The sequence below is a fragment of the Mesorhizobium sp. SP-1A genome (genome assembly GCF_032460275.1).
Classification (GTDB): Bacteria; Pseudomonadota; Alphaproteobacteria; order Rhizobiales; family Rhizobiaceae; genus Mesorhizobium.
The window spans coordinates 300141-325989 of the sequence record NZ_JAVXZD010000004.1 but is presented as its reverse complement, the minus strand read 5'-3'; the positions used below and the strand labels follow the sequence as shown (position 1 = coordinate 325989).

Below are 25849 nucleotides of genomic sequence, written 5' to 3'. Positions count from 1 at the left end.
TCCGGCATGCGCGATTGTGGCCGGAGGCGGCCCTTGTAGGTCAATCAAACCGGCTGCGCCGGCGTTTTTGGACGAGCAGCCGGTGCTTAAGCCCGAAGGCAGGCCCCTTACCCCATTCGAGGAACGCGCAGTTGGAGACCATCCCCCATGCGCATGGCAAACGCATACCAATCTGCTGAAAACGCACCTGCGCGCGGCAACTTCGAAAGCCTCGCGCAAGGTTTCGAATGCATTGATTCCTAGCATTCCCCCGCATGCGTGGATGGTGGGGAACGCAACCGGGGAAGGAAACGACAACAACCAGAGGCGGAAGCAGCTTCTACCCCCGTGATAAGACTACCAGATTCGCCCTGATTCGGCGGGCGATACTGGACCAATCAATTTGCTCCTCTGGAAATCCACAGATATTTTTTCAAGCTAAGGAATCAACCGGAGGAACCGGCCGTTCCTGCTGCCACTTCATTCCCGAAAATCTCTGCAGCCGAAAGCGTACTTAAGTACGCGTCAAAAAAATTCGATCCGGTATACATTTTTTATTTCTGTTGATTACCGAACAAAGAAGTACGCGAATTACATTATTCGAAAATCACATAAGTATACGCTGATCACAGCTTCGTGAATAAATATATATTTGAATATAACGGCAAAAGTTCTGTTGAGTTATTTATTCTACAAGGTATGACTAATTCATAAATTGTAGATAGGTTTATCTAGAAAAAATTTACTATGTTAATTAACATGGATTAATTCCCGAAACACACTCCCATGTATAGTTATGGGTGCCGGAGACATCACAGCCATCACTAAAGGAGGTATTGGCTATCGGGCATTCCGGTTCAAAACGTTCCTGAATATCTCCATCCAACTTCCACGTCGTCGGCGATCCTTGCGAAAGGTCAGTTGGCGGCTCGGGTCAACTCGTCTGAATGAATTGGGGGCAAGCCATGAATTCAGCAATCAGCACAAACGGAAGACACACGCCTATCACTTCGACCGCAGCTCTGCTCGACCAGGGGATCCCCCCGGGTCTGCTTGGCGAAGACCTCTCGAAGGACAGCGAGCGCTCGCTCGCGATCATCGATAGTCGTGCACTGGATCGTGAATGTTTTGCGCGGGGCATTGCCGCACACACCCGCGGACTCAAGGTTCTCGCAGTCGGCACCATAGAGGAATGGCGGCGGGTCAAGGATCAATATCCTCCGCTGTCGGCTATACTGCTCCATGTCGGCGGCCGCAACATCGGCGACGAAACCGTCGAGGACGAAATACGCAAGCTGGTCGCCGCCTTCAAATCGGTTCCGATCATCGTTTTGGCGGACACCGACGACCTTTCGCAGATCTTGAAGGCCCTCGAATGCGGCGCCCGCGGGTATATCCCGTCCACCGTCGGCATCCGTGTTTGCGTGGAACTGATCGAACTGGCCTTGGCAGGCGGCACCTTCGTGCCGGCAAGCAGCGTCATGGCCGTCCGCCAGGTCCTCGAATCGAGTCGGGAAACCGCTCGGCCGCTGGCGGGTCTCTTCACCATGCGCCAGGCCGAAGTGGTCGAAGCGCTGCGTCGCGGCAAGGCCAACAAGATCATCGCCTATGAACTCAATCTGCGGGAAAGCACGGTGAAGGTGCATATCCGCAACATCATGAAGAAGCTCAAAGCCACCAACCGCACCGAAGTCGCCTACAAGATCAAGGACTTGCTGCCGGCCGAAGGCCAGCACACGGCGGCCCGGATGCCCACCTGGAGCGGCGAGCCGATCAGCATTTGACGCCATCGATGACCGGCGGCCGGTCGCCGGTTTCGACCTCCTGCCTCGGAAACGCTCCGATACCGTAATGCTATTGCCACTCACCAGCCGCCGGCTCCATGAGACCGGCGGCTCGTTTATGCGCGCGTTCCTGTATCGGCCTCGGCGGCTTCCCGGTCCTGGCCGCGCCGCGCAACACTCTCGTTCCAACCGCGGAATGAGGATCCGTCCGCCTCGGCGGTCCCTCGGAACGACCCCGATCGGGCACGATCTCGGAGAAGCGGACAGAGCCGGTCTAAAGCGCGGCGCGAGCAGGCGGTTTCAGGCGACGTGCTTCAAGCTCTTGGTTCAAGCATGTCGCCGTCCCGAAACCGGCTCCCGCTTTCGGGCGACATAATTTTTTAGCAACCCGTGCCACGCATGACCACGGCCACCGTCCTGAGAAGGATCATGAAATCCGTTCGCAGGGACATGGTCCTGGCATAGACGGTGTCGTAGTCGGCGCGTTCGGCAAAGGAACAACGGTTGCGTTCGCTGACCTGCCATAGGCCCGTCAATCCCGGGCGCACGTCGAAATAGGCCGTACCCGGATAGAGCGGCTTCTGTTCGGGGAACATCGGCCGGGGTCCGACCAGGCTCATCTGGCCGAGCAGCACGTTCCAGAACTGCGGCAATTCGTCGAGCGAATATTTGCGCAGATAGCGCCCCAGCGCCGTGATGCGCGGGTCGTGCCGCAGTTTCTGGGTGCTTTCCCATTCCTGCCGCGCCACGGGATTCTGCGCCAGATATTCCTCCAGCCGCGCATCCGCGTCGGGAACCATGGAACGCAGCTTCCAGATCCGGAACACCGTTCCGTCCTTGCCGAGCCGCGCCTGCCCGTAGAACGCGCGGCCGCCGTCGCGGCTCACGATCAGCGCCAGGCAACCGACGAGCGGCAGGAGCAATGGCGCCGACACCAGGGTCGTCGTCACGTCGAGCACCCGCTTGGCACTGAAATACATGCGCCTCGATTTGACCCTGGTCGCGGCCCGTCGCGTCTCAAGGCCAGTAATAGTTTGCCCAGGCAAAATCGCGCCGGGAAGATTCCCAAGCATGATTCCTCCGCCACTTTCAGTTCAGTTGTCCGCTGTTTTAGCAGCCTGTTGGAAAATCGCCCGAGTCAAACAGTTTAGAATGGCCGTTTAACTATTTATTTTCCAATATAAATCATAGTAGGTTCGCGACTTTGCTGAAATCTATAAGAAATTTGATCTAGATAGCAGGAGCGGTGCAATCTCTATCCAAACAGACGAAGCGCCATCATCCCAACGGAGACTGCGCGACGGGGAACGGATGACCGGAAGCACGAAGACCGGCGAGGCGATCGGCCGCCCTGTGCACGCCGCAATGCATGGTCCCTCCCGATGGGGGAGGGCGAAGAAGGTCCGCGCATGCTGCACCGGCTCGGAAGGCGGACGGGCTTGGCTCAGGCCTGTGGACAATCAATTTCCGGCGCGACGTGGCGGAACGCCCTGCAAAATTCGGGAACATGGCTGCGGGAGCCGCCATCGGGGCACGGCAACGGACAGCCGCTCGCGGGCGGATCGGAAACTTTACGAGGGCTCGCGGTTCCAGACACCCACGAGGGCGGCTGCATTGCCGCTAAGCGCCAGGGAGAGCATCCGCCGGGCGCGATAGAGCCTGACACGTGTGAGACATGCCAAAGCCTTGCAGCGATCCAGCGGCCGTGCGAGCCGATCCGACCGCAGCACGCGCGGAATCTCGCGCAGTGGCGACGCGGCAACCAGCACGCTTCCCGCCGCCCAGAGCGCAAGCTTGCCGGGACGGTCCCTGACCTGCCGGAATTCGTGCGCGACATGGCGGTCCCAGCGGCGCGCCAGCTCGGCAAAGCTCTTGCAGGAAGGCGTGCGCACCTTGGCCTCGTCGACATAGCCGATGCCATGGCCGAGCGCCGATGCCTTTTGGCCCCACTCGGTATCCTCCATGGACGAGAGCCCTCCGAACGGTCCCACCGCACGGAAAACCGAAGCGCGCACCGCCATGTTGCCGGTGGCGGTGAATTTGTGGTGCTCCACATAATAGCGGGCGCGGTAGCTGAAGACGCTCTCATAGGCTTCGATGGCGGTGAGCCGGGCGGCATCCGTCGGCGTGATGCGGATGTCGCCGCCGACGAAGCCGATCTCGGGATGCGCGTCCAGGAAACCTACCAGCGCCGCCATCCAGCCGGGTCCGGCCACGCAATCGCAATCGATGAAGGCAAGCAGCTCGGCATGAGCGACGGCAGCGCCGCGGTTGCGGGCGGGACCCGGCCCCGGCGTCGGCTCACGCTCGAGCCGCACGCCGGGAAACGCCGCACACACTTCGGCCGGCAGGGTGCGCGAACCGTTGTCGACCACGATCACTTCATGCTCGATGCCGTCACACTTCTGCGCCTCGAGCGATTGCAGGCACCGGCGCAGATCATCCGGCTCGTTGAGATGGGGAATGATGACGCTCAGCCGCATCGCCATGAACGCGCTCCAGACCTTTCCGGCCGTCTCCCGGCACCGCTTGACGAGCGTCGGCACCTACCAGTCTCGATCATATATAGACAACCGATAAAACAATGTATATGTGAATAATGGCGTTATTTAATCTGTCAGAGTTTGAGTGTAATTTGCCACAAACAAGTACACCATTGTGTGTAATTGGTGGAGGTATTGCAGGTCTTCTCTTTGCCTGCCGGGTCGCCCAAAAGGGTAGACGGGTGGTGGTCGTGGAAAGCGGCTATACCTCCTTCGACGCCATGATACAGGCGCTCAATGAGATCGAAGACCCCGGCGGCCACTACACGCGGGCTCTCGACGGACGCTATCGCGGTCTTGGCGGCAGTTCGTCCAGATGGGGCGGCCGTCTCATCCCCATAAGCGAGCATGAGCGCGGCGAGCGCGACTACATCTCCCAACCGGCATGGCCGGACTCGATGTCGAGTTTCGACAGGTACAACGCTCTGCTGGAAACCCTGTTGCGGGTGGACAAGAGCCCGTTCGAGCACGGCGGCCACCCGCGCACGGTCGGCGGGACGGAGTTTTTTTCCAGCGGCGACGAGGACATCACGGTCCGGTGGGCCAAATGCGCGCCGTTCAAGTTCTGCAACATGAAGGCCGCGCTCGGCGACCAGCTGAAACATTTGAAATCACTCGAGATCTGGCTTGGCGCGACCGTCTGCGGCTTCGAGCACGACCGTGACAACGGTCGCCTGGCCTCGATCACCGCCCGCAGTTTCAACGGCAACACCATGAAGGTGCGGGCGGACCAGTTCGTGGTCGCGGCCGGCGCGATCGAGACGACGCGACTGCTGCTGCTTCTGGACGAAGCCTCGGAGAACCGGGCTTTCCAGGGCTGCAACGCGCTGGGCACCTACTTCCAGGATCACCTGAAGGCCAAGGTCGCCACCATCGATCGCAGCGACCCCGCCTTCACAAATCGGGTGTTCGCCTACCGCTTCGTCAACGCGACGCGCCGTGACCTGCATATGGAGCTTTCCCCGGCGGCCCAGCGTCAGGATTCGGTGGGCAGCGCTTTCGCCTATGTGGCCATGGACTTCACCGGCAGCCGCCTTTCGCATCTTCGCCAGATGATGCGCGACGTCCAGCGCGGAAATCTCGTGCTGCGCGACGCATTGCGCGTGTCCACGAGCCTGCCTCTGCTGGCCCGGTCCCTCTACTGGCGCTACACCAGAAAGCAGCTTTTCGCCCCGGCCGACATCAAGTTCGACGTGATGATCTGCGCCGAACAGCTGCCGGCCGCCTCCAACCGCATCCGCCTTTCCGACGAGCGGGACAAGTTCGGCATGCGCAAGGCGCGTTTCGAATGGGGGCCGACGGAAGCAGACGAGCGCACCTTCCGCTCCGCCATCGCGCATCTCGGGGCTTTCTGGCACAAATCCGGACTGGCACGGTTGTCGCCGCTGAACTGGCATCCTGCCGCCGTCGACCCCGGAATGCCGATCATCGCGCAGGCTGAGGCCTGCGCCCACCCGTCCGGATCGACACGAATGGGAACCGATCCCGCCGAATCCGTTGTCGGCCCGGATCTGCATTGCCACGCAGTGCCCAACGTCGCGGTCGCCAGCGCCTCGGTCTTCCCCACCGCGGGCAGCGCCAATCCGACCTTCACCATCATGGGACTCGCCCTCTGGCTGGCCGACACCTACCTCGAAAATTCTTCCTATCTGCCATTGATCCCGTGAGCTCGTCCGGGATTTGGTGTAGGATGCCGCCGCTTCGCCCCGTCTCCTGCCGAGCGAGGAGGGCCGGTCATGGCTTTCGCTTTCATCACGAGAAACTCCGCCAGGGATAGCGAAACGGACTGTGCCCGCTTCAGCCGCCTGGCCGCGATGCTGGACGACCTGCTGGAAGAGGTGGAGGCCGAGCGGGCCGGCCTGTACGCCGGCTACCGGCAAGTCGCCGGCAACACCGCCTTCTCACTCGAGGAGTACGAGGTCGAGCAGTTGGAAGCGTTGTCGGCGCGGGCGGATGAATTGACGGCCGAACTGATCGCCTGCTCGAAGCGCCTGCAATCGCTCGAGGAACAGGCAGGCTTCATTGAGAAGCTTCGCGGCGAAGTTCTTGCCTTCAAGCCCGCATGACCCCCGACCGGCGGGACTTCGTCTCGTCGTCCCGCGATCCCGCTCCGGTCGGCGGATGCCATCGGCCCGGCCTAACCCACAAGAGGTAGATACCTAGCCATCGACCTTGTCGGGCACGCCTATGGGCGGTCTATCGTGGCCGCCTCCCCCGCGTGAAGATGGGAAGGCCGGCCCAAGCCGGTTGTGAACACCGGGGCGGCACTGCGCGATGACCGACGTCGACATACGCTTTTATCTCACCCTGCTATGGCGCCGCCTGCCCTATCTCGCATTGGTGGTGATATCGATCACCGCGGCCGGCATCGCCGTCGCCCTGCTGATGCCGGTCGTCTATCGCGCCAGCGCCAAGATTCTGGTCGAGGCGCCGCAGATTCCTTCCGATCTCGCACGCACCACCGTGTCGACCGACCCGTGGCAGCAGGTCCAGATCATCCAGGAACGGCTGACGACCCGCGAGAACCTGGTCGATTTCGCGCGCCGGCTGAACATCTACGGGCCTGAGACAACCACGCTTTCCGAAGCCGACATCGTCGACGACATGCGCAAGCGCGTCACCTTCGAGCCGCTCGAGATGACCGTGCCCGGCCAGGGCACGAGCATGTTCGCGGTCTCGTTCGATGCGGCCGATCCCGACATGGCGGCGCGTGTGGCAAATCAGATCGTGAAGGTGATCCTCGACAAGAACATCACCTTGCGCACCGACCGCGCCAGCGACACCATGCAGTTCTTCCAGCAGGAAACGTCGCGGCTGGGCCGTGAGCTGACCAGCATCGAAGCCAATATCCTGAAATTCAAGAACACCCATGAAGAAGCGCTGCCGGACAGCGTCGATTTCCGCCGCACGCAGCAGAGCAATCTTCAGGAGCAGCTCGTGCTGCTGGACCGTGAGGAATCGGCGCTGCGCGCGCGGCGCAACAATGTGATGCGGGCTTTCGAGAGCACCGGCCGCGTTGCCAGCACCGGGCCGACCTCGCCGGAACAGCAGACGCTGGACGAGCTCAACCGCACGCTTGCCGGACAATTGGTGCTGTTCTCCGAGGACAGCCCGACCATCGTAGCGCTACGCGCCAGGATCGCGGCACTGAAGGGAAGCATCAAGGCCAAGCAATCCGCCGACACGTCCGGCCCGTCCGATCTCGACCTGCAGCTCTCGGACATCGATACCCGGCTCAAGGCCATTGCCGACGAGCGCAGGTCGATCAACGGAAACCTCGCCGATCTGGCCAGGACCATCGCCGCCACGCCCGCCAACGAAACCGAGCTGTCGGCGCTCGAACGCAACCGGCAGAACATCCAGGCGCAGTACAACATCGCCGTCGCCAAGCTCGCCGAGGCCTCGACGGGCGAGCAGATCGAGGCCAACTCCAAGGGTAGCCGCCTCTCCGTGGTCGAGCCGGCTTCGCCGCCCACCAGCCCGATCAAGCCCAAACGCACGCGCATCGCCGGTCTTTCTCTCCTGGCCGGCATTGCCGCGGCACTCGGCCTCATGGTGTTCCTGGAATTCATCAACAACCGGATTCGCCGGCCGAAAGAGCTGGCCGACCTGCTTGAGATGCAGCCGCTGGCCACCATCCCCTACATCTGGACCGAGGAAGAAACGCGCAAAAGGCGAGCCGGCTTCGGCTGGTTTGCGGCGATGTCCGCTTTGGCGCTGCCAGGACAAGGTTCCTCTCCCCTCGCCGGCCTCGCGGGCAGGGTCGCCGGTCTCTTCGGTCAGGGCCGCAAGATCTAGGATCAGGACACGCCGGGAGAACGGAAGCTCATGGAGCGCATTGAGATCGCCCTGGACAAGGCAAGGCAGAAACAGGACCGGGCACTGTTTCCGGGTTTCGTGGTCAAGCGCGAGCGCGAGCCGGACAAGACGAAGGAGGCCATCTGGGACAACCTGCCGCTGCGCACGCCGGATCCCGCCACCTTGTCGGCGAGCCGTATCGTCACCGCCTACAGGTCCGATCCCGCCTACGTCGCCTTCGGCATGTTGCGCACCCGTATCCTGCAGGAGATGGTCCGCAACAACTGGACTTCGATTGCCATCACCTCTCCCACCGCAGGCTGCGGCAAGACCCTGGTCTCACTCAATCTCGCCTTTTCCTTCGCCAAGCAAAAGGACTACCGCACCCTGCTGATCGATCTCGACCTCAGCCGTTCGCGCATAAACGAGCTGCTCGGCGCCAAGGACAGTCCGCCGGTCGATCAGCTGCTGCAGGGCGCCAAGCCCGCGGAAGAGGTGTTCGTGCGCTATGCCGACAACCTCGCCTTCGCCACCAATGCGCGTCCTCTGCGGTTCACGGCCGAATTGCTGCAGAACGCCAGGACCGGCGAGGTCCTGAAGGACACGTTCCGCAAGCTGCAGCCGGACATCGTCATCTACGACATGCCGCCCATGCTGTGTAACGACGACTTGATGGCGTTCCTGCCGAACGTCGATTGCGCGCTGCTCGTGACGGCGGCCGAAACCACGAGATTCGCCGAGGTGGAAATGTGCGAGCGCGAACTCGCCGAAAAGACCAACCTGCTCGGCGTGGTCCTGAACAAATGCAGGTACACCCAGGAAGAATACGGGTATTGATGTGTCGATCCACGCAACGATCTATGGCGATCACTTCGGCATACGGGGAAAGCCCTTCAGCCTGCTGCCCGACCCCGACTTCATCTTCTGGTCGAAAAACCATCGGCGCGCCTATTCCATGCTGGAATACGGCCTCGTCAGCTTCGCCCCCATCATCGTAATCACCGGCGAGGTCGGAGCCGGCAAGACCACGCTGATCCAGCACCTGCTGCGCTCCGCGCCCTGCGAGTTCGATATCGGCATGATCGCCAATGCCCATGGCCGGCGGGGCGCCCTGCTGCACTGGGTCTTGACGGCTTTCGGCCAGGCGGTGGGCGAGCGCGTGGCCTATGTGCGGCTGTTCTCGCAGTTCCAGGAATTCCTGGCCGCGCGCGCCGAGCGTGGCCACCGCTGCGTGCTGATCGTGGACGAAGCGCAGAACCTTTCCATGCCGATGCTCGAGGAACTGCGCTGCTTCTCCAATCTGAACGGTGCCGATAGCGAGCGGCTCCAGATCGTGCTCGTCGGCCAGCCGGAACTGCGCGAAACGATCGACCGGCCGAAGCTGCTGCAGTTTGCCCAGCGCGTCGCGGCCGACTTCCACCTGGCAGGCATGTCGCGCGACGCCGTCCATGACTACATCACCCATCGGCTGGGCGTGGTCGGCGCCCGCCGCGAGATATTCACGCCGGCGGCCTGCGACAAGATCTACGAAGCCAGCGGCGGACTTCCGCGCGTCATCAACCAGATCTGCGACTATGCGCTGGTCAACGCCTTCGCCGACGACGTCGGCGTGGTCGATGACGATCTCATCGAGCAGGTCGCGGCCGACAGAGGCCTGCGATGGCACCCCGGTCAGAAGACCGGCCCCTTGCTGAGCATTGCGTCCCGCGCCGAAGCCCGCGCCAAGAGGTCGTAGGGATGCCGCGGCCGCCGAACGGCAAGCCGCTTTCAATCTGGCCGGTAGTCGTCGTGTGGCGTCGAGAAAGCCGGACTTTCGAAAGGCGTTCAGCGCCCGGCCATGCCGGGACCGCCGATCGGCGGGGAATAGGCCCGCGTCGGCCGCACCATTTCCCGCAGCGTCAGCGCCAGGAAAGCCGTGTTGGTGCTCAGATAGCGCCACCACAGCCGGCGGGGCTCCTGCAGCACGCGATAAGCCCATTCCATGCCGGCCTTCTGCCACAGCACCGGCGCGCGCTGGGTGACGCCGGCGAGTATGTCGAACGACCCGCCCACGCCATGTAGGACCGGCACGCCGAGCGACGGGCCGAAGCGGCCGAGGAAGATTTCCTTCTTGGGAGAGGTCATGCCAAGGAACAGCATGTCCGGCCGGCAGGCGCGGATCGCGGCGGCGACCGTTTCGGCTTCGCCGTCGGCGAAATAGCCGGCGCGCGCCCCCGCGACGCGCAAGCCGGGATATCGCGTCTCCAGCCGGCGCCGCAGCGCCTCCAGCACGTCAGGCCGGGCCCCCAGCAGATAGATCGATCGCTGCTCGTCATGCGCCAGTTGCAGCAGCCGCTGGAACACGTCGATGCCGGCCACGCGTTCCGGCAGCGGCCGTCCGAGAAAGCGGCTTGCCCACACCACCGACTGCCCGTCGGCCAGCATCAAATTGCCTTCCATCAGCGAGTTGCGCAGCACCGGATCGGCGCGCGCCTTCACGATCTTGGCCGCATTGACCACGCTGAGCAGGAGCGTATCGCGGGTGAGGATGGCGACGCGGCATCGTTCCACCACCTCCTCCATCGTGACTGCATCCAGATGAAAGCCGAACAGCAGGTGTCGCGCGCTGGCCATGGCCGGCCTCTCATCCATGATCCGGAGACGTCGTGGCGTTGCTGCGCAGCCGCTGCACGACGCCGCCGGCCAGCCAGGCATAGAGCAGCCAGCCGAACTCGTACGGACGACATTCATAGTCCACCTTGCAGGGCGGAAAGAGCACGTCGACCCCCGGCATCAGCAGGCCGGGCCGGGTGGCGGTGGTAAGAGCGGCCAGGGAGCGCACCATCTTCCTCGGCTCCCGCCGACCCGCCTTGCGCCAGATGACATGCTCCTTTTCCGAAACGAGCGGATCGGAGGTCTCGGGATGCTTGTCGAGCCACGAGACGCCGCGCAACACGGAATCCATGTGGTCGGTGCCCCCGGCTTCCCTGAGGTCGAGCAGCGCCATGGGGGCCATGGCGTGCTGATGCACGCTGTAGACAGGATAACCCTCGACCACGGAGCCATTGCGCATGTCGTAATGCCACCACCATTGCCCGGCGGGACCCTGGAGAGCGCAGATGCGGCCGCCGCACGCGTCCGCGGCCGTCAGCGCCTCCTCGTCGCCTTCCGCAACGGCCAGGCGCGACAATGCCTGGATGGAATAGACCTGGTCCGCGAACGAGCCGACATGCGCGCGCAGCCGGCCGTTGGCGCCGCCGGGCAGCATGTGCGGAAAAAGCCCGCCCGGGCCCTGTCCCTGAAGCAGCCTGTCTCGCGCCATGAGGGAAAGCCGGCGCGTGTCGGCGAGATGCCGCGCCGCCATGCACGCGATCAGTGTCCAGGCGCATGCCACCGTGGCCAGGGGCACGCCCGCATCGAAAGTCTCCTCCAGCCGGACGAAGAGCGACGAGGCATGAACGCCGGCGGCCTCGGCGCCGGCCCATGCCGCGAGCGCCACGGCGCCGGGATCGTCATGAACCGTCTCGGCACGCACGATCGTCGAAATGGCCAGATCGGCGGCCGTGCTGCCGTCCAATATCTGCCGCTGCTCGGCAAGCGGCAAAAATGCCAGGCCGAGGGCCACATTCGTCGCGTAGCGCAGGTTCTCGCCTTCCAGCCGGATCACCCGGCCTGACGGGGTCTGCACCCCGCGCGCGGTGTGGGCGAACACGCCGTCGCGGTGCATCTTCGGAAGCCCCTGCTTGGCAAGCCCGACAAGATAGCGCAACCGCCCTCCGATCATGGGAGATGCTGCTGCGGCCGCTTGCAAGCGGTCGAGAGCGGCAGGAGGGTGGAACGCCTCGAAGGCCGCGTGTCCTGAAAAAGCTGTCGCCATTGCGATCCTCGGTCTTGAGCGTCTCCAGATCGGCAAGGCACTCACGAGTTCAAGATCCCATTGCCCGGCCTGCACGCCGGTCTCGATCCGCACTCAACAGACCACCTTGCTCGTTTTCGATGCTAGAAATTCCTGCAAAACATTCCATCGCCTCAAAAGGATGACTTCGGCGGCTGCGACCGCTCCGGGTAAGGTCAAAGCTACCGCCATGGGAGGATTTCCGGCCAGGAGCATCGCCCGGACGATCACCCCCTCCTTCAATCAGTGCATGAGCGATACCTATCGCCACACCTTCTTCACAGGGCGCTCACCGGGAGAGTTTTGGGCAAACTGTCCGGACAAGCGCACGGGGAACGGCCTTGCCGGAAAGCCAGATCATCTCTTCGACCACGGTCATGCCCGGGAACATCGCGCCAGGTGGCAGCCACGCGACCGCCGTGGCCGGCCCGGCCAGGGGGCGTCGAGGCCCGCGCATGTCCGACCGCCTGCGAACGCAAGCGAAGGCGGCTCGCCATCATCTGGCCTGGCCGGTCGTCCTGTTCCTGGTTGCGCTGTTCAACCCCTGGACGTTCAAGATCGGCTCGCTTGCCATGTCCATGTACCGTCTGGTGCTGGTGGCGACGATCGTGCCCTGCCTCATCTACTGGCTGCGCGGAAAGGTCGGCTTCAGGCTGGCCGACATTCTGCTTCTGGCATATTGCGGCTGGGGCACGCTGGCGCTCGACGTGAACCACGGGATAGGCACCGCGACCCAGTCGGGCGGAATCCTTTTCGTGGAAACGATGGGCGCCTATCTGCTGGCGCGTTGCTATGTGCGCAAGCTGGACGATTTCCGCAACATGGCCCGGCTCCTGTTCTGGCTGATCGCCGCATTGCTGCCGTTCGCCCTGTACGAGGCCGTCTTCAACGACAATATCCTGCTGCGTTTGTTCTCGAGCGTGCTGCCCTCCCATCCCGTTTCCTATACGGAGCCGCGCTGGGGCCTGCGCCGCGTGCAGACGGTATTCGAGCACCCGATCCTTTTCGGCGTCATCTGCGGCAGCGCGCTTGCCGCCGCGAACATGGTGGTCGGTTACGGTGAAACCGGCGCGAAGCGTTTGTTCAAGACCGGCATCGTCGGAGCAACCACCTTCCTCAGCTTTTCCGCCGGCCCCATCAGCGCGATTGCCGCGCAGGGCTTGCTGCTGGGTTGGGACTGGGTGCTCAGGAACAATCCCAACCGCTGGAAGCTATTGTGGACGGTCGTCTTCGCCATGTACGTCCTGGTGTCGCTGGCCTCCAACCAGAGCGTGCCGGAATTCTACATGACGCATTTTTCCTTCGATCCGGAATCGGCCGGCTACCGCGCCCTGATCTGGCAGTACGGATCGGGATCCGTCATGAACCATCCGCTCTTCGGCGTCGGCTACGGCAAGTGGGACAGGCCGGACTGGATGACGAGCAGCATCGACATGTTCTGGCTCGCGAATGCGATATTCTACGGACTGCCGGGCGGTCTGGCGATGTTCCTCGCCTATCTCTCCACCGTGTTCGGCGTTGGAGCCGCCAAGGGGCTCGGCCGCAAGGCCGTGGTCTACAGGACGGCCTTTCTGATCATGATGACGGGTTTCTTCATGGTCGGCTGGACCGTTCATTTCTGGAACGCGACCTATGTGCTGTTCCTGTTTCTGCTGGGATCCGGCGCGTTCCTGGCGGAACCCGCCGCGTCCGGTGACGAGGAACCCGCGGAAGAACCGAAACGCCGCCGGAACCCGAGAACCCATGGGCACAGGCCCGTGAAATCCGGGACCGTGCCGCAACGGCGTTGAGCCTCCTTAAAGCGAAGACAGCCGGGCGGGACGCAGGCGGCCCAGCCGGACCTTGCCCAACTGGCGAATCTTGCGGATCGCGCGGCCCGGATTGGCGATGGCGTCCCGGGCCTTCGCCATGCCGTCGCGCCAGTCGCCATACCTGTTTATCGGCAGCGCGAGCAGCTCGGGCCAGGTCGCTTCGATGCAGCGTATGATCATGCCGTTGTTGCGGCGCATCTCGGGCGGCAGCGACAGCATCGCCTGATAGATGCGGCGCGATACCAAGGGATTGATCTCGACCTGTTCCGGCATCGCGTAGGACTGGGCGAAAGCCCAACAGCTCATGCGCAGTTCCATATAGGCCAGATCGAGCAGAAGCAGGCTGTTATGGTGCCGCAAGGGGTCCAGCCAGTCGGCGACGGCGCGGACCAGCCGCGGGTGCTGCGGCAGCTTCAGCCTCGAGACGATGCCGGGCGCGTCGATATCGACCCCCTCCTGCGAGTTCAGCCACAGGAACCCGCGGCCGATTTCGCCTCCGAGTCCGCCTATGAAAATCCCGCCGTTCAGAGGCTCGACGCTCGGGTGCATTTTCATGTTCGACCCCGTGACACAGTGGCCGACGCGCATCTGCCAGGCCGCCGACTTGTCCGCATCCGCCTCCACATAGTCGAGCAGCCGGTGAGCGAGACCGAAACGGCGCGCCAACTCGCCGGCGCGCGTGACGTCCAGCTTCGCGCCGGGCGCATTGACGGTCATGAACCGTACCTCGTCGAGGAACGGGCGCGAGCAGCCCAGCATCAATCGCGTCTCGTTGCCGGCGGTCAGCGCCATCGTCGCTCGCCCGGTCCGGCAGATGGTTCGGATCGTTCGTCTGGTCTCGCCGACGACGGTGCGGATAGCGGCGTCGGGATTCGCGGTTTCCTCGATTTGCCCGGCCGGCCAGTGCCGGACCGACGTCATCGTGCTCAGGTCGAGATAGTGGTTGCACATCAGCCGGCTGATCCCGCGATGGGCGGTCAGGCCGACCGGGAACCAGCCGTCCTCGTCGACCCCCAGGGCGCGGTAGAGGTCGGCATCGAACCGCGCGCGATAGTCGTCCCGGTCGAGCAGCAGCGCCGCCGTGGCCGCCGCGACACCCGCCTGCGGATCATATACGAGGGACTTGCTGCCGTTCGCGTCGAGATAGACGCGGCAGGCGCCACATGCGTCGAGCACGAAGATGAAGCTGCCGCCGAGCCGATAGATATTCTCCTCGACCAGTCTTTCCAGATCGTCAGTCCTGTCGAACGCCGCGTCCAGGCGAAGCGAGCCGGTGACGAATTCCTGCCTGTCCGTGTCGATTGCCGTCCCGAGGATCAGCCCGACCGTCCGGCCCGGACCATCGAGAACCGGCACCGTCTCAAGGGGAGCGAAGACATCGACATGCAAATCGGTCAGCCGATGGCGTTCCATGCCGTCGCGGATCGGCATGTCCTCGCGCGAAATGACGAACTGCCCCGAAAAGTCATGCGCCGGTCGCATCTGCCGCACCTATCTCCCGTCGTTACCGATGCCTACAGGTTGCAAATTGTCGTCCCACACATTGCCGGACCATTCGTTGCCCCGGTTCAACGCGAAGCTCGCGACCTGACCGAACGTGCCGCAATGGCCTTGCTGCCCGTAGATCTCGGAAAGCCGGTTGTTCAGAATGCGGATGCGTCCCCTGGCAGGCGCGAACGCTCCTGAATCGCCCCCATAGAAGCAATAAGAGCCGCCGGAGACGAGATTTCGGGAAATGGTGACGTTCTGCGCGGGAACGAAATCCGAATAGACGGTGATGGGCGCGGAGACGTTTTCCTGGGACAAAAGGACGGTATTCAGGTCGAACACCACGTTCGACGCTCCACCATGGTTCGAGAGACCGGAATGATGATCACCCGGCTGGTTGCCGAGGTCGTGCACGAAATTGCCCTGGATCAGCCCCTCAACCTCCACCGACACACCGTTCGAGACGTTCCAGATGTTGTTGGCGCGCACAAGCACCCGTTTCGCTGCGCCGTAGACGTCGCTGACACCGCGGTCGCTGCGGTTTTGGGGTGGGCCGTCGCAGCCGATCATATTGTTTTCTATGCGCGCGCCATCAGCCGTGTATCCGTCTGCCGGCCGCCCGGCGCGGATCGCCACGATCCAGTAGGAATTGCAGGCGAACACCTTGCTGTCGCGCAACGTCACGTCCGGCGCGTCGATCAGCACCGACCCATGCACCTCGATCCCCTCGAGCACCGTGCCGGCACCCGTCACGCGCAGACTCCCGGCCTTCGCGTCCCATTGCCAGCCCGGTCCGTCCGCAATGTCCTCGGGCACGCGCCTGAAGACGGTTCCGGGGCCGGGCCCGGTATTGGTGGCGTCGGGATAGCCGCAGCGGGAAGGAAGCGCGGCGCAATCGGCGCGATCCGGCGCCGGCATGCATTTCGCTTGCGGGCCGCAGGCCAAGTCGGCCGGCTTGGATCCGGACACGGCCAGGGCAGGGCCGTAAAGGCCCGGCATCGCAACCGCAAGAAGCGCAGCAATGCGGAACAGAGGTCTCGACCCGGTTCTACGCCTCACGGTTTCACTCCCGCATATACGGGCTGGCGCGGCCAAGTGTCGGGATCATCGATGCCGACCGGTCGCCGGATCGAAGAAGGCCTGTCGGCGATCTAGCCTTCTTGGCCGCCGGATATTCTCGCCGTCCCGAAGAATAACTGTGAATGCGCAGGGTCGCGCAAGTATGCCAATCGGATGATGCGATCGTACATTCATCCGCGTTTTCTTTCGGTTCCCCCCGCATTAGCCTGCTTGGACAAGGGGCATGCCTGGATCGTGAAACTTCTGCTTATTGCACCGACATGCGACGGCGAGGACGTGGGCGAAGCCTGGGTCGCGCATCAATGGGCGCAGCGCCTCGCCACACGCCACGACGTGACGCTGCTGACCTATAACAAGCGCGGCGCCAAACCGGCGTCCCGGCAGCTGCAGGGAATGCGCATCGTCGAATGGACCGAACCGGCGGCGCTCGGCCGGGCAGAGCGGTTCAACAGCATCATCAAGCCCGCTTACGTGCCTTTCTATGCGCGCGCACGGCGGTGGATCAGGGCCGCGCAGGCCAGCGGCGAACTGTTCGACATCGCACACCAGCCCGTGCCCGTTGCCATGCGCTACCCTTCGCCCGTGGCCGGGCTCGGCATCCCTTTCGTCCTCGGGCCGGTCGGCGGAGGTCTTGAAAATCCCGAAGGCTTCTCGGAAGACGGCGGCCGCCAGCCCTGGTACATGGCCCTGCGTCATCTCGACGGCTATCGCCGCCGCCACGATCCTTTCCTGCGTTCGACCTATATGAGTGCCGATTGCGTGCTGGGCATCGCCGGCTATGTGCGGGACCTTCTCGCCCACATTCCGCTGCGCCGTTTCGAGATCATGAGCGAGACCGGGCTCGACCGGGTACCCGCTCCGATCGATCGTTCCGCGCGCAGCGGTCCCGTTCGCCTGTTGCATGTCGGCCGGCTGGTGCGGACAAAAGGCGCGCGGGACCTCATCAGGGCGCTGGCGCTCGCTCCGGACCTTCCCGTAGTTCTCGACATAGTGGGCGACGGCCCCGAACGGGGGGAGTGCGAGGCCCTGATCGTATCGCTTGGCCTCTCGGACCGGGTCACGATACATGGCTGGCGCTCGAAGGCCGAGGTTGCCGACTTCTATCGCGCCGCGGACATTTTCGTCTTTCCCAGCTATCGCGAGCCCGGCGGCAATGTGGCGCTGGAGGCGATGAGCTTTTCATTGCCCCTCATCGTCGTGGATCGGGGCGGCCCCGGCAGCGCCACATCCGCCGCCTGCGCCGTCAAGCTTCCCGTCACCACGCCGCAGGCGCTGGCGCGGGACGTCGCCGCCGCGATCGGCAGGCTTGTCTTCGATCCCGGCCTGCGCCATCGCATGGGCATGGCGGCCAACGCGCATGTGGCCGCCACCGCGCTGTGGTCCGCCAAGCTGGACCGGATGGACGCGCTCTACACCGATATACTGGAAAGCAGGCGCGGCGCGCTTACGGCCGCTACAGCGTGAGCGCGGCGCGCAGCGCCGCGCGATGGCCCGGACCCAACAGGAAGCGCATCGCTTCGCCGACAATGATGCTGAGCCGGAACAGTGCCGTCGAAAACGCTCCGTGGTGGCGCCGGTAGTAGCGGATCCTGTTCCGCGTCATCAGTGCCGACAGATAGACGTTCGCATGGTATTCGCCGCCGATATGCACGGCGCGGGCCTGCGGCACGTAGCGCACCGACAGGCCGCATCGCCGGACCCTCTCGAGATAATCGACTTCCTCGCTGTAGAGGAAGAAGGATTCGTCCCAGTCCCCCACCGCCAGCCAGGCCCGCGTGGCAATGGCCAGGATGGCGCCGGTCGCCCATTCCGCATCGCCGCCCTGCGCGTAGAGCCTCGGATCGTCGACGATCTCGCCGTAACCGACCCGTGCCGCGATCTTCGTGCCCAGCAAGGCGTCCGACCATGCGGTCTTCATGGACGGTTCGCGGCGCAGCGACAAGGACAGGTGGCCGCCCTCGTCCACCACGCGGGGAACAGCGACGCCCACTGCGGGATCGGCCAGGTGCTCGCACAAAATCCGGGCGGCCCCCGGCATCAGCCTGATGTCCGGGTTCAGCACCAGCACGTCCGGCTGCCCCGTAACGGTCGCCAAAGCGGCGTTGATGCCGGCGGCATAACCGGCGTTCCTGCCCGTCTCGATCACGCGGGCGCCGACAGGATGCGCGCGCGCAACGGCGACGGAATCGTCTGCGGACGCGTTGTCCACCACGATCACTTCAAGGCTGCCGACGCCCTCGCATCCGGCGGAAAGGGAATCCAGCAGCCCGGCGAGCACGTCGCCGCTATTGTATGTGACGATGACGACCGCCAGCGACGCCGGCATCGCGGCAGTCGCCTGCGAAACCGAGCCCTGCTCGGCCGGGCCGGGAGCCGTGGCGTTATCCGCTCCGTCGTGCAAATCGCGTCCTCCGAAAGCCGCTGCCCAGTCTCACGACAGGTCTCGCCGCCAATGTCGCCCGCGCCGCGCAAGGGCGCAACGCGCACTTCCGGTGTAGGCCGGCCTGCGCCGCGGGGCGCATCGTATCCTCAGGCTCGACCTATCCTATCGAGGTAATCCCGCCCGCCTAACCCGCCTTGCGGGCAGGGAACAGGAAGGCCGGATCGAAGCCCGCCAGACGTGCCAGCGCCTGCGGATTGTGCACGGTGACGGCGTGGCCGTTGAAGGTGATGAGTTCGTCGTCCCGCAAGGTGCGCAGGACCCTGTTGAGATGGACATTGGTGATGCCCAGCGCGTCGGCGAGGTCCTTCTGCGTCAGCGGGCACTCGTAGGCCGTCGGCGACGAATGCCCGATCTGCGCCAGCCTCTGCCCGAGCTCGAGCATCAGATGCGCAGTGCGTTCCAGAGCCGTCCGCCGCCCGAGATTGACGATATGCTCGCCCATGATCGCCGCGTCGCGCGACAGCGACCACAACAATCCTTCTCCCAATATGGGAGACTTGTAGATCGTGGCCATTAGCCGGTTGACGTTGATCTCGGATATGATCGCCTCCGTCATCGTTTCCAGATGACGGTCCGGCTTTTGCAGCATGAGCCCGATCAGGCCGACGAAATCGCCGGGCAGGCGAAAGTCGACGATCTGGCGATTCCCGTCCGGCAGAAGCTTGTAGACGCACGCCCAGCCCCGGTGGAGCAGATAGGCCGTGTGGGCGCTTTTCTCGGTGTCCAGTTCCTCGCGCGCCCCGACGCGGCGCTTCACGCCGGTGAACTCGTTCAGCAATGCCCGTTCGACCGCCGTCGGCAGAAACGCTTCGAGTTTCTTAGCCAGAGCATCGGGTTCGCCCGTCAAAGTCCTCTGCATCGCTCAGGACTGCCATTCAAAGTTTTATCCGCCGGGATACTTTAGCACGTCAGAAATAAATAAACTCCAATCAGGCCGATAAATACCAAACTGCCAAGTAAAAGAATCGCAATCGAGGCGCGAGTTCAGTGGCCGGCGTGCTGACGTTACAAAACGGCTGGTCGGAATATCCTCCACCACGGCGTCGAGGCCGACCTTGCGCAGGATATGGCGCGCGAATTCGGCGCGGCTGATGTCGGGCTGGCCCGCAAAGTGGTAGACGCCCGGTTTCGCGTTGCCGGCATGGAACTGCCTGGCCATCGCCAGCAGGGCATCGGCGATGTCGGCGGCGGCCGTCGGGCCGCCGATCTGGTCGCAAACGATGCTGAGGCGGTTCTTCTCCCGCGCCAGTTGCAGCACCTTGTTGACGAAATTGGCGCCGCGATCGGAAAAGACCCAGGACGTGCGCAGCACCGCATACGCTCCCTGCGCGGAGATCACCCCCAGCTCGCCCTTGCGTTTCGTGCGGCCATAAGCGCCGAGGGGGCCCGTCGGAGACTGCGGCGTCCACGGCGCGTCACCGCTGCCGTCGAAGACGAACTCCGTGGATATGTGCAGGAAAGGCAGCCCGCGCCGGGCTGCCGCGCGCGCCATGGCCGCCGGGGCGGCGGCGTTCACCGCATCCGCAAGCACTTCCTCCGCCTCCGCGCGATCGACATTGGTGTAGGCGGCAGCATTGATGATCACGTCGGCATCCGCCGTCTCGACGAGCCGCGCGCAGGCGGCGGGATCGGCCAGATCGGCCTCGTCCCGTCCCAGCGCGCGTACCGTCACGTCCTTCGGTGCCCGTGCGCTGATCGCGCGGGCCACCTGCCCGGTCTTGCCGAAGACCAGCACCTTCACCGCATCGCTCCCAATCGGCGCCCTACCCCTTCCCGGTCCTGGAGCGCGCGCCACCAGTCTTCGTTCTCCAGATACCAGGCGACGGTCCTTTCCAGTCCTTCGTCCAGCGCGATCGAAGGCTGCCAGCCCAGTTCGGTACGGATGCGGGTCTGGTCCACCGCGTAACGCAGATCGTGGCCGGGCCGGTCGGTCACGAAGCGGATGGCCTGCGCATATGGCGCCGCGGCGGGACGCCGGCGGTCCAGCACCGAGCAGATCGCGCGCACGAGGTCGATGTTGCGCACGCAACTGTTGCCGCCGATGTTGTAGCTGCGCCCAGCCTGCCCCTGCTGCAGCACGTGCAGCAGGGCCCGTGCGTGATCCTCGACATAGAGCCAGTCGCGGACGTTCTCCCCCTTGCCGTAGACAGGGATGGGCGCCCCTGCCAGCGCGTTGAGGATGACGACCGGTATGAGCTTTTCGGGAAACTGGAACGGCCCGTAATTGTTCGAACAGTTGGAGATGAGCGTCGGCAGCCCGTAGGTCTCGTGCCACGCGCTCACAAGGTGGTCGGAACCGGCTTTCGAGGCCGAATAGGGGCTGCGCGGCGCATAGGGCGTGTCCTCGCTGAAGGCTCCTTCGGGCCCGAGCGAACCATAGACCTCGTCGGTGGAGACGTGGTGGAAACGGAAGGCCGGAGGACGTCCCTTCGCCTCCCAATAGTTGCGGGCGGCCTCGAGCAGGCAGAACGTGCCCAGCACATTGGTGGTGACGAATGCCGCCGGACCGTCGATGGAGCGGTCGACATGGCTTTCCGCCGCCAGATGCATGACGGCGTCCGGCTGCCAGCGCTCGAAGATGCGGTCCAGTGCCGGCCGGTCGCGGACGTCCGCGTGCTCGAAGCGATAGCCGAAGGCGCGTTCGACTTCGGCGACGTTTGCCGGGCAGGCGGCATAGGTGAGCGCGTCGACATTCACCACATGATGGCCGTTTGCAATCGCCAGCCGCACGACCGCCGAGCCTATGAAGCCGCACCCGCCGGTCACGAGGATTCGCATGGTCAGGCACTCCGGGAAAGCGGAAGCGGGCGCAACAAGGCCTGCCGGAAACCGGGAGCCCTGGCGTCTTTGTCCGACAACACGGCATCGGCAGCCGAAATTCCCCAATCGATGCCGAGATCGGGATCGTCGAAGCGCACGGAGCCTTCGCAGGCCGGTGCATAATAGTCGGAACATTTGTAGACGACTTCGGTGTCCGGCTCGCGCGTCACGAAACCGTGCAGAAACCCTCGCGGAATGAACAGCTGGTCGCCGTTTTCGGCCGACAGTTCCGCACCGGCCCATCGGCCGAGCGTGGGCGAGCCCGCACGGAAATCGACAGCCACGTCGAAGATGCGCCCGCGGCTGACGCGCACCAGTTTGGCCTGCGCATGCGGCGGCGCCTGGTAGTGCAGGCCGCGCACCGTGCCCGGGCGGCTGGAAAGAGACATGTTATCCTGGACGAATTCGACGTCGATCCCGTGTTCGAGGAACTGCCGGCGGTTCCAGGTTTCGCAGAAGAAGCCGCGCGCATCGGCGAAATGCGTCGCGCGGATCAGCAACGGGCCGTCGATGCCGAGGCTCTCGACCTTCATCGCACACCTGACGGATAGGACGGCCGGCTCGGCGGCCGTGGCGCCAGGCTTGCCTGATGGTCGCGGAAGCGGGCTGCCGCTTCGGTCCGGTTGTGCGTGCCGAGCTTGCTGATGATGTTGTGCAGATGGATCTTGACCGTGTGCTCCGACAGGCCGAGTTCGGCCGCGATCGTCTTGTTCTGGAGCCCGCGCGACACCAGTTCCAGGATCTGCACTTCGCGCGCCGTCAGTTCGGGCAGTTGCGATGGCACCGGCACCAAGGCGGTGCTTGCGTTCGGCTGCGGGCCGCCGCCCCTGGCGATATTCTTGGCATAGGAGTGGAACAGCGCTGCCGGCAGGTAGTCGCCGCCGCGCAGGAGCAGATCGACCACGCAGAGCCAGACGTCGAGCTTCACGTTCATCGGCAATGCGGCCCGCACGAGCCGATGCTCCAGGAGACGCGGGAACTCCAGCATGGGGTCCGGATAGTCCGGCATGATGAGCGCCGCGGTCGCTGCCGGATGCAGCCGCATCAGTTCCGGCGCCACCATTTCCACCTGGTCCACGAAGGCGGCGCCGACAAGAAGCAGCGCCACCGGATAGGTAAATTCGACGAAGGCCTCCTCGACGGAAGCAACCTTCTCGACGACGATCCACGGATACTCGCTCTCAAGCGCCCGCAACAGGCTTTCAGACACCGCGTCCGGCGATGCCACGAGTACGATGGTGCGGCGTGCCTTGCCTATGCCGCCATTCGCGGTCGCAGTTCCCGCTCTGGAATCCAAGCCGACCCCCTTCAGTCGTAGCTTCTGCTGCCAGGCCTTTTTTGGACACGGCGAACCTGTTCAGACAGGAACACCGATCGCAGAAGGATATTTCGGCCATTCCGTAACGGCGACGGAACAATAGAGAGGAAGGGCAAAGCCTTACGATGACGGGAAAGTGATTTTTATTCGCCTGCCAGCTTCGAATGTAGGAGCCGGCGACGGTAAATGCTCTTCCGTTCGGTCTATACGACGCCACCAAACGGCGCATCCCGGCTACTCCGCCTGAGCCCTGGCGAGACCGTTCCCGGCCCGCATTCGCAATTTGGATAAGCCGCGCGCGGGCCGCTTCCACTTACCAGCCCCGGGATAATTCCGCACACTGGCTGCGAAAATTCAGGTTCGGGGCCCTCGTCGGTTTCCCGTATCGAGATCAGGGGGTGGCGGTGAAGGGCATCATTCTGGCAGGCGGCAGCGGGACGAGGCTCTATCCGCTCACCATCGCGGTTTCCAAGCAGATCCTGCCCATCTACGACAAGCCGATGATCTTCTATCCGCTGAGCGTGCTCATGCTGGCGGATATCCGCGACATTCTCATCATCTCCACGCCGCGCGACCTGCCGAGCTTCCAGGCGCTGCTCGGCGACGGGTCTGATTTCGGCATATCGCTTTCCTATCGCGAGCAGCCGAACCCCAACGGCCTCGCCGAAGCCTTCCTCATCGGGCGCGAATTCATCGGCGGCGACAGCGTCGCCATGATCCTCGGCGACAATCTCTTCTTCGGCCATGCGCTGCCGGACGCCTGCCGCGCCGCTGCCAGGCGCGAGAGCGGGGCCACGGTCTTTGCCTATCACGTCGAGGAGCCGCAGCGCTACGGGGTGCTGACCTTCGACCGCAAGTCCGGCCTGCCGCTTGCCATAGACGAGAAGCCGGCCCGGCCGCGCTCGAACTGGGCCGTGACCGGGCTTTATTTCTACGACAAAGACGTCATCGACATCGCCGCTTCGCTGAAGCCGTCCAAACGCGGTGAACTGGAGATCACGGACGTCAACAACGTCTATCTCAGGCGCGGCGATCTTCGCGTGGAGAAGCTGGGGCGCGGCCACGCCTGGCTCGACACCGGCACCTGCGAAAGCCTCTACGACGCGTCTTCTTTCGTGCGCGCCGTCGAGAAACGCCAAGGCGTCCAGATCGCATGTCCCGAGGAGATCGCGCTGGCAAACGGCTGGCTCAGCGCCGCACAGATGCTGGCGCGGGCAGATACGCTGGGCAAGACGGCCTATGCGACCTATCTGCGCCGCCTGGTCGAGGACGGGAACCCGGTTCAGGTTCACGTGCCGGAGCCTACCGCGAATGGCGTAGCCAAGGCGAACCCGCTTCCCGCTTTTGCGCCGTCCTTGCACCCCTTGGCGGAGATCAACGGCAATCGCCCCGCGCTTCGTCACCCGTCGAAGCCGGCATCCGGCGGCAAGCTGCACGGGCTTCCGCACAATGGATGATGTCGGCAGACCGCTTGCGCTCTTTTCAGCCGAGCGCCGGACACGCAGCATGAGCACCGCACCATCCGCTGCCTGCAGGCGCCTGCGCGCGGCATCGGCGGTTGAAACGGCAAGAACTTGCATTCGGTGACCGAGGCGATCATGGACCCAAGGCGCAAATTCTTCCTGGCGTGGCTCGGCGGAGTGGCGGCCGTCATGATGCAATTGGCGCCGGTCGCGCCGGCGCAGGCGAACGAAGCGACTTTGCAGCCGCAGACCAAGATCAAGCTGACGGTGGTGCAGTGGATGCCCACCAAGGGCGAATACCAGGATTGGCAGGCGCTCGGCGGCGAATTCGTCGTCTCCCGATCCGGCACCGTGCAATTGCCGGTCATCGGCTCTCTTTCGGTGACCAACCTGGACAGTGCCGGCCTCGCCACCGAGATCGCCACCCGCCTCAAGGCCAAGATGGGCCTCGTGGACAAGCCCGACACGACCGTGGACATCGTCGAATATCCGCCGCTCTATATCGTGGGCGACGTCACCAAGCCCGGCGAATACCGGTTCCGCGACGGCATCACCGCGCTTCAGGCGCTGGCGTTGAGCGGCGGGCCGTTGCGCAGCATGGGCGGGCGGGCGGCCGAAATCCAGCTCGTCGCCGGCATGAAGGCGACCGCGGAGCAGATCCTGCGCGGCAAGGTCAAGATCGCCCGCCTCGAGGCCGAGATGGCCGGCGCGGCGGAGCCGGACTTCCGCGCCGTGCAGGCCGACGGCGCCGACCCGAAGACGTTTGCCCAGATCGCCGCGCAGGAGCGTCTCATCTTCACCACCCGGGCGAAGGAGATCGAGCGCCAGACCAAGACGCTCAACGACCTTCGCGACCTCCTCAACGCGGAAATCAACGTTTTGCAGGAGAAGATCAAGGCTGCCGACGTCGGCATCGAAAACACCAAGCAAGAGCTGACGGGCGTGACCATGCTGGTCCAGAAGGGCATAGCGGTGGTGTCGCGCAAGTCGGACCTGGAGCGTCTTCTCGCCTCCTTGCAGGCGGACCGGCTCGACCAGGTGACCGCCATCATGCGTGCGCGCCAGAACATCGCGCAGGCGACGCGCGACCTCGAAGGCATCCAGGACAGGCACCAGACCGAGGTGGCGACCGAGTTGCAGCAGGAACAGGCCAGGCAAGGAGAACTGGGGATCAAGCAGGCCGCTTCCCAGAAGCTTCTGCTCGACCAGCTGTCGTCCGGCGGCGCGGGCGCGGAAGATGACAACGGCATGCATCTGTCGGTGCTCCGTTCCGACAATGGGAAGGAAACCGAGATTGCCGCGACGGAACTCACCGTGCTCGTGCCCGGCGACGTGCTGAGAGTGCGGCTGGATCGACCGGTTTCGAACCCCGCCGCGCCGGACGCGACACCTGCCCCGGCTCAGGCGGAGGCGGGCACCGGCCAGGAAGCCAGCCAGTGACGCGGTCG

21 protein-coding genes and 1 pseudogene are annotated in these 25849 nt (G+C 64.1%); 10 read left to right on the top strand and 12 right to left on the bottom strand.

Features of this window, described 5'->3' with window-relative positions; genetic code table 11:
- The first annotated feature begins 944 nt into the window (after positions 1-944).
- Entirely contained in the window at positions 945-1763 is an 819-nt protein-coding gene (locus tag QU595_RS19915; protein WP_315925097.1) for a response regulator transcription factor, read from the top strand.
- A gap of 380 nt (positions 1764-2143) precedes the next feature.
- Here the strand turns inward: QU595_RS19915 and QU595_RS19910 are convergent, their stop codons facing one another.
- Positions 2144-2743 carry a sugar transferase gene (locus tag QU595_RS19910; RefSeq protein ID WP_315925095.1) on the bottom strand — a complete coding sequence of 200 codons (600 nt, stop codon included), beginning with the start codon at positions 2741-2743 and terminating at the stop codon, positions 2144-2146.
- Between the two features lie 591 nt (positions 2744-3334).
- Positions 3335-4252, bottom strand: a complete 918-nt coding sequence (locus QU595_RS19905; protein ID WP_315925093.1) for a glycosyltransferase family 2 protein — start codon at positions 4250-4252, stop codon at positions 3335-3337.
- 110 nt (positions 4253-4362) lie between these two features.
- Here QU595_RS19905 and QU595_RS19900 point away from each other — a divergent pair, with 110 nt between their 5' ends.
- The 5 genes from QU595_RS19900 to QU595_RS19880 all read left to right on the top strand — a co-directional run bounded on the left by QU595_RS19900 (position 4363) and on the right by QU595_RS19880 (position 9839).
- Positions 4363-5973 carry a GMC oxidoreductase gene (locus QU595_RS19900; protein ID WP_410000531.1) on the top strand — a complete coding sequence of 537 codons (1611 nt, stop codon included), beginning with the start codon at positions 4363-4365 and terminating at the stop codon, positions 5971-5973.
- A gap of 69 nt (positions 5974-6042) precedes the next feature.
- Positions 6043-6372, top strand: coding sequence for a hypothetical protein (locus QU595_RS19895; RefSeq protein ID WP_315925088.1), 330 nt, complete (start codon positions 6043-6045; stop codon positions 6370-6372).
- Positions 6373-6580: 208 nt separating this feature from the next.
- Complete coding sequence (locus tag QU595_RS19890) at positions 6581-8104, top strand: GumC family protein (protein ID WP_315925086.1); 1524 nt, start codon at positions 6581-6583, stop codon at positions 8102-8104.
- A 30-nt stretch (positions 8105-8134) separates the two neighbouring features.
- The gene (locus QU595_RS19885; protein ID WP_315925085.1) at positions 8135-8941 is read left to right on the top strand and encodes a CpsD/CapB family tyrosine-protein kinase; all 807 of its coding nucleotides are present in this window, start codon (positions 8135-8137) and stop codon (positions 8939-8941) included.
- A gap of 1 nt (position 8942) precedes the next feature.
- A complete protein-coding gene (locus tag QU595_RS19880; protein ID WP_315925083.1) occupies positions 8943-9839 on the top strand; it encodes an ExeA family protein in 897 nt (298 codons plus the stop codon).
- A gap of 89 nt (positions 9840-9928) precedes the next feature.
- Here the strand turns inward: QU595_RS19880 and QU595_RS19875 are convergent, their stop codons facing one another.
- Both QU595_RS19875 and QU595_RS19870 read right to left on the bottom strand, forming a co-directional pair.
- Positions 9929-10717, bottom strand: coding sequence for a WecB/TagA/CpsF family glycosyltransferase (locus tag QU595_RS19875; protein ID WP_315925081.1), 789 nt, complete (start codon positions 10715-10717; stop codon positions 9929-9931).
- Positions 10718-10727: 10 nt separating this feature from the next.
- Positions 10728-11852: a hypothetical protein gene (locus tag QU595_RS19870; RefSeq protein ID WP_315925079.1), complete on the bottom strand. Its 1125-nt coding sequence runs from the start codon at positions 11850-11852 to the stop codon at positions 10728-10730.
- A gap of 467 nt (positions 11853-12319) precedes the next feature.
- On the opposite strand from QU595_RS19870, the gene QU595_RS19865 reads away from it, so the two are divergent.
- Positions 12320-13768, top strand: a complete 1449-nt coding sequence (locus QU595_RS19865; RefSeq protein ID WP_315925077.1) for an O-antigen ligase family protein — start codon at positions 12320-12322, stop codon at positions 13766-13768.
- Between the two features lie 6 nt (positions 13769-13774).
- Here the strand turns inward: QU595_RS19865 and QU595_RS19860 are convergent, their stop codons facing one another.
- Positions 13775-15271: a hypothetical protein gene (locus QU595_RS19860; RefSeq protein WP_315925075.1), complete on the bottom strand. Its 1497-nt coding sequence runs from the start codon at positions 15269-15271 to the stop codon at positions 13775-13777.
- A 9-nt stretch (positions 15272-15280) separates the two neighbouring features.
- A complete protein-coding gene (locus QU595_RS19855) occupies positions 15281-16195 on the bottom strand; it encodes a hypothetical protein (protein WP_315925073.1) in 915 nt (304 codons plus the stop codon).
- A gap of 396 nt (positions 16196-16591) precedes the next feature.
- Here QU595_RS19855 and QU595_RS19850 point away from each other — a divergent pair, with 396 nt between their 5' ends.
- A complete protein-coding gene (locus QU595_RS19850; RefSeq protein ID WP_315925071.1) occupies positions 16592-17821 on the top strand; it encodes a glycosyltransferase family 4 protein in 1230 nt (409 codons plus the stop codon).
- Here QU595_RS19850 and QU595_RS19845 read toward each other — a convergent pair.
- From QU595_RS19845 to QU595_RS19820, 6 genes are all read right to left on the bottom strand, one after another.
- On the bottom strand, positions 17811-18758 hold the full coding sequence (locus tag QU595_RS19845; RefSeq protein ID WP_315925069.1) for a glycosyltransferase family 2 protein: 948 nt from the start codon (positions 18756-18758) through the stop codon (positions 17811-17813). The genes QU595_RS19850 and QU595_RS19845 overlap by 11 nt on opposite strands.
- A 166-nt stretch (positions 18759-18924) precedes the next feature.
- A complete protein-coding gene (locus QU595_RS19840; protein WP_315925067.1) occupies positions 18925-19659 on the bottom strand; it encodes a Crp/Fnr family transcriptional regulator in 735 nt (244 codons plus the stop codon).
- A 24-nt stretch (positions 19660-19683) separates the two neighbouring features.
- A complete protein-coding gene (gene rfbD, locus QU595_RS19835) occupies positions 19684-20541 on the bottom strand; it encodes a dTDP-4-dehydrorhamnose reductase (RefSeq protein ID WP_315925065.1) in 858 nt (285 codons plus the stop codon).
- Positions 20538-21578: a dTDP-glucose 4,6-dehydratase gene (rfbB, locus tag QU595_RS19830; RefSeq protein ID WP_315925063.1), complete on the bottom strand. Its 1041-nt coding sequence runs from the start codon at positions 21576-21578 to the stop codon at positions 20538-20540. Before rfbB ends, rfbD begins: the two co-directional genes overlap by 4 nt.
- A 2-nt stretch (positions 21579-21580) precedes the next feature.
- Positions 21581-22153, bottom strand: a complete 573-nt coding sequence (gene rfbC, locus QU595_RS19825; RefSeq protein WP_315925062.1) for a dTDP-4-dehydrorhamnose 3,5-epimerase — start codon at positions 22151-22153, stop codon at positions 21581-21583.
- Entirely contained in the window at positions 22150-22917 is a 768-nt protein-coding gene (locus tag QU595_RS19820; RefSeq protein ID WP_315925061.1) for a response regulator transcription factor, read from the bottom strand. The genes rfbC and QU595_RS19820 overlap by 4 nt, the downstream gene beginning before the upstream one ends.
- Positions 22918-23342: 425 nt before the next feature.
- Here QU595_RS19820 and rfbA point away from each other — a divergent pair.
- Both rfbA and QU595_RS19810 read left to right on the top strand, forming a co-directional pair.
- Positions 23343-24209, top strand: a pseudogene (rfbA, locus tag QU595_RS19815) (glucose-1-phosphate thymidylyltransferase RfbA); the annotation flags it as partial.
- A 327-nt stretch (positions 24210-24536) separates the two neighbouring features.
- The gene (locus QU595_RS19810) at positions 24537-25841 is read left to right on the top strand and encodes a polysaccharide biosynthesis/export family protein (RefSeq protein WP_315925059.1); all 1305 of its coding nucleotides are present in this window, start codon (positions 24537-24539) and stop codon (positions 25839-25841) included.
- Positions 25842-25849: the final 8 nt, after the last annotated feature.

Bases quoted from the DNA above. Each gene is read 5' to 3' on its own strand.
- QU595_RS19915 (WP_315925097.1), top strand. From the start codon at position 945: ATGAATTCAGCAATCAGCACAAACGGAAGACACACGCCTATCACTTCG.
- QU595_RS19910 (WP_315925095.1), bottom strand. From the start codon at position 2,743: ATGTATTTCAGTGCCAAGCGGGTGCTCGACGTGACGACGACCCTGGTG.
- QU595_RS19905 (WP_315925093.1), bottom strand. From the start codon at position 4,252: ATGGCGATGCGGCTGAGCGTCATCATTCCCCATCTCAACGAGCCGGAT.
- QU595_RS19900 (WP_410000531.1), top strand. From the start codon at position 4,363: ATGGCGTTATTTAATCTGTCAGAGTTTGAGTGTAATTTGCCACAAACA.
- QU595_RS19895 (WP_315925088.1), top strand. From the start codon at position 6,043: ATGGCTTTCGCTTTCATCACGAGAAACTCCGCCAGGGATAGCGAAACG.
- QU595_RS19890 (WP_315925086.1), top strand. From the start codon at position 6,581: ATGACCGACGTCGACATACGCTTTTATCTCACCCTGCTATGGCGCCGC.
- QU595_RS19885 (WP_315925085.1), top strand. From the start codon at position 8,135: ATGGAGCGCATTGAGATCGCCCTGGACAAGGCAAGGCAGAAACAGGAC.
- QU595_RS19875 (WP_315925081.1), bottom strand. From the start codon at position 10,717: ATGGCCAGCGCGCGACACCTGCTGTTCGGCTTTCATCTGGATGCAGTC.
- QU595_RS19860 (WP_315925075.1), bottom strand. From the start codon at position 15,271: ATGCGACCGGCGCATGACTTTTCGGGGCAGTTCGTCATTTCGCGCGAG.
- QU595_RS19855 (WP_315925073.1), bottom strand. From the start codon at position 16,195: ATGCCGGCGCCGGATCGCGCCGATTGCGCCGCGCTTCCTTCCCGCTGC.
- QU595_RS19840 (WP_315925067.1), bottom strand. From the start codon at position 19,659: ATGCAGAGGACTTTGACGGGCGAACCCGATGCTCTGGCTAAGAAACTC.
- rfbB (WP_315925063.1), bottom strand. From the start codon at position 21,578: ATGCGAATCCTCGTGACCGGCGGGTGCGGCTTCATAGGCTCGGCGGTC.
- rfbC (WP_315925062.1), bottom strand. From the start codon at position 22,153: ATGAAGGTCGAGAGCCTCGGCATCGACGGCCCGTTGCTGATCCGCGCG.
- QU595_RS19810 (WP_315925059.1), top strand. From the start codon at position 24,537: ATGGACCCAAGGCGCAAATTCTTCCTGGCGTGGCTCGGCGGAGTGGCG.